General features: G+C 35.0%; 4 protein-coding genes. 3 read left to right on the plus strand and 1 reads right to left on the minus strand.

Features of this window, described 5'->3' with window-relative positions; genetic code table 11:
* Together P8M54_RS13410 and P8M54_RS13415 are read left to right on the plus strand one after the other, a co-directional pair.
* Positions 1–907, plus strand: a 907-nt coding sequence (locus tag P8M54_RS13410) for a peptidylprolyl isomerase (protein WP_300288450.1), incomplete at its 5' end; no start/stop codon positions are given.
* A 367-nt stretch (positions 908–1,274) separates the two neighbouring features.
* Positions 1,275–2,339, plus strand: coding sequence for a hypothetical protein (locus P8M54_RS13415; protein WP_300288451.1), 1,065 nt, complete (start codon positions 1,275–1,277; stop codon positions 2,337–2,339).
* A gap of 92 nt (positions 2,340–2,431) precedes the next feature.
* On the opposite strand, the gene P8M54_RS13420 is transcribed toward P8M54_RS13415, so the two are convergent.
* Positions 2,432–2,869, minus strand: a complete 438-nt coding sequence (locus tag P8M54_RS13420) for a hypothetical protein (protein ID WP_300288452.1) — start codon at positions 2,867–2,869, stop codon at positions 2,432–2,434.
* 200 nt (positions 2,870–3,069) lie between these two features.
* Here P8M54_RS13420 and P8M54_RS13425 point away from each other — a divergent pair.
* Positions 3,070–3,338, plus strand: a 269-nt coding sequence (locus tag P8M54_RS13425) for an insulinase family protein (RefSeq protein ID WP_300288453.1), incomplete at its 3' end; no start/stop codon positions are given.

Genomic DNA, 3,338 nt, shown 5'->3' on the forward strand with positions numbered 1-3,338 from the left:
GAAACCATTTTATGATGGATTAAAATTTCATCGCGTAATCGATAATTTTATGATTCAAACAGGTGACCCAACGGGCTCTGGTGCAGGAGGAACAGGATATGCATTTAAAGATGAGTTCGTTCCTGATCTAAAGTTTGATCAAGGTGGAATTTTAGCCATGGCTAACTCTGGACCTGCCACTAATGCAAGTCAGTTTTTTATAACTCATAAAGACACACCTTGGTTAAATGGTAAACATACTATATTTGGTCATGTGACTTCGGGAATGAATGTGGTAAATAGTATTGTGCAAGGTGATGAAATGATTAAAGTAATCATCACCCGAAAAGGTGCACTCGCAAAGAAATTTGACGCAGCAAAAGTATTTTCTGATTACTATAACAATAAAGAGGAGGATGCCAAAAAACAAGCAGCCCTTGCTGCCGAAGCAGAAAAAGCAGAAAAGGCAAAATATGCACAGGTAATTGCTAAAAAACTTGCTTATTTCAATGAAATGAAAGCATCGGCAACGACAACTCCTTCTGGATTAACTTATAAAATAGTAAAAACAGGAACTGGAATAAAACCGGTTGATGGTGCTACTTTCTATTTTCACTATGCAGGTTATTTTGAAGACGGAACTCTTTTTGACAGTAGCTATGAGGATGTATGCAAAGAATACGGTACCTACGACCCTAACAGAGCGAAACAAAACGGCTACAACCCATTTCCTTTTCAAGCGGGTAAAAAAGACGGAATGATTCCTGGTTTTATCGAAGGACTAAGTTTGATCAATTACGGTGACAAAGCAATCCTATTTTTACCACCTGCTTTAGGTTACGGAGAAAGAGGTGCGGGAGGCGTTATTCCGCCCAATGCTACCTTAATTTTTGAAATTGAAATGTTCGAAAAAATTCCAACTAAGTAAATACAATATTTCCCAATCTACCCCAATTTGCAACTGCGAGTTGGGGTATTTTTTTTGGGCGTACCCTTTGCAATCTTGAATAAAAAATCAAGATTGTAAAGGTCGGGCTTTCCGCTGTATTCTCCTTACTACACCTTCGACTGTGGTCTCGTTTCCGCAAGGAGAGATGTCGCTTCTATCCCTTACGCAAAAACAGAACTACTACGTACCATCAGGACTACCACTTTTTAATCATTCTCAAATTTTACTTAGTTGGTACGTACTCGCAAGCCAATAACTACGATTCATCTCAGCGATTCAACAGTTCAGTAATAAAAAAAAGAATCAATAATAGAAACAGAATACATTTGAATCAAAATTAAATCAAATGAAAAAAATATTTACCTTCTTGAAAATCACATTCGGTCTCCTTATCACCTTAGTACTAGTAACCCTCTTCTACTTATACCTCAGTTCCGTTTCATTTTTAGAATCGAAAGACCAGACAACTATAGATTATTTAACAGCTAATAAAGTTGAATTAAACAATAGTACAATTGACACCACTCTATTTGATGCTGATTTTTATAAATCCGAGGTTTTCCTATTGGGAGAAATACACGGCTTCGCAGCCAATCAAATTGCCGATAGACAACTCTTCTTATTCTTGAATAAAAAAATAGGAGTTAAATATTATATCGCTGAAATGGATAGCATCACAGCCAACCAACTTACCAAATATCTAAATAATAAGAGCCTAAAAGACGCTACAGTATTGAAAAACGTAGTCAAATCAGTTGGTGCTCGCATCCCACAGCAATCGAGCGCTGAATTATACACTAAATGGAGTTTAATTTATGACTACAATCAAAAGCTTGCTGATTCCCTAAAAATAACCGTGTTAGGAATAGACAAAAACAGTGATGACTATACTACTGCAATTAGACGCGAACAGGCAATGCTGCTAAATTTTCAAAACTACATGAAAAAGCTGCATCTCAACAATGAAAAGTGCTACGGTCTATTTGGATTTTATCATACATTACAAAACGCCACAACTTCTGACAATATCCCTTTTGCAACTCAATTAAAACAAACAGGTACGAAAGTCACGACGATTGTGAGTTTCCCAATAGACAGTGAAATGTATTTACCAAAGAACCCAAGCTATCCTTCTCCTCCTGACGAAAAACTAACTTGGATGAACGCTGATGGTCCATTGATGCTAGTAAAAGGAATCAATGATTTAAAAGAACTAAGTCCTGAAAACACCAACACGATTTTTAAAATAAATAGTAAAAAAACTCCTTACTTAGAGTCACAAAAGCTCATCACGATACAATCAAGAGCCTTTGCTGAAACAATCAATCCAAGAGCAGGTCAAAATACCACCTCCTATTTTCAATATGTATTGATCACTAGAAACTCCAAAGCACTTACTGCATTAGAATAACTATCAAAATAGCTACCTTATAATACCAAAAAACCCCGACGCTAACAGGCAGTCGGGGTTTGTACAATGTATAAAATTGAATAGCAATAAAATTAACTTTTAAATTTCCAGTCGAATTCGTCTTTTTGATTGATAATAGCACCAATTTCAAATTTTACTATTTCTTCAAATTCTGTTTGTAAAATGATCCAATTTTCCTCATTAAAATAATTCTCAAAAGTATCAAACTCCTCTTGAGTAAACTTCGTGATTCCCTTGGCAGTAAGCTCTTTCTTGACATCAGCAATCTTCCTACCGATTACTTTAGAACCAAATAAATCTAAATCAGGGCTTGAAGCTACCATATAACCTAATTTCAAATCTTCTTCTTGATAAAAAGTCAAACGTATTTTAAGCTTATTGTAAGCATAAATAACATTATCATCTTCGTCTTTATAATTTCTATCGGGTTTACCGTAAATAGCAGTAACATCTTTTTGTTTCATCCCGAAAATGAGCTTATCAATTCCGTTTTTCAAATTTATTTTCATCCGTATGTGTTTTTGACAAAGTTCGCAAAGTTTTCACAAAGAATACGCTATTTCTCAACCAAAAATACAAAGCTAGTTAACCATACTAATTTATCAACAGAGATCCCTTTATAAAAGCAAACTTACCATAAAAATTAAGTAACTTAGTCTTTCCAAAAATTCATTGAAAAATTTACACTAAAAGCCAAACTAACTGCAATATGATTACTAAAAAGTTTCTCCTTATTATTCCCTTTGTTCTATTGTTTACAATTTTGGGTCAAGCCCAAAAACAATCTAAAACTACAAAAGCTCCCGAGTTTAAAGTAGCTTTTGAACAATTTACGCTTGACAACGGCTTGAATGTCATTTTTCATATCGATCGATCAGATCCTGTTGTAGCCGTAGCCTTAACCAGTCATGTGGGATCCGCTAGAGAAAAAGAAGGCCGTACGGGCTTTGCCCATTTATTTGAACATTTACTATTTTT

It is taken from the genome of Flavobacterium sp., from assembly GCF_029242675.1.
GTDB lineage: Bacteria > Bacteroidota > Bacteroidia > Flavobacteriales > Flavobacteriaceae > Flavobacterium.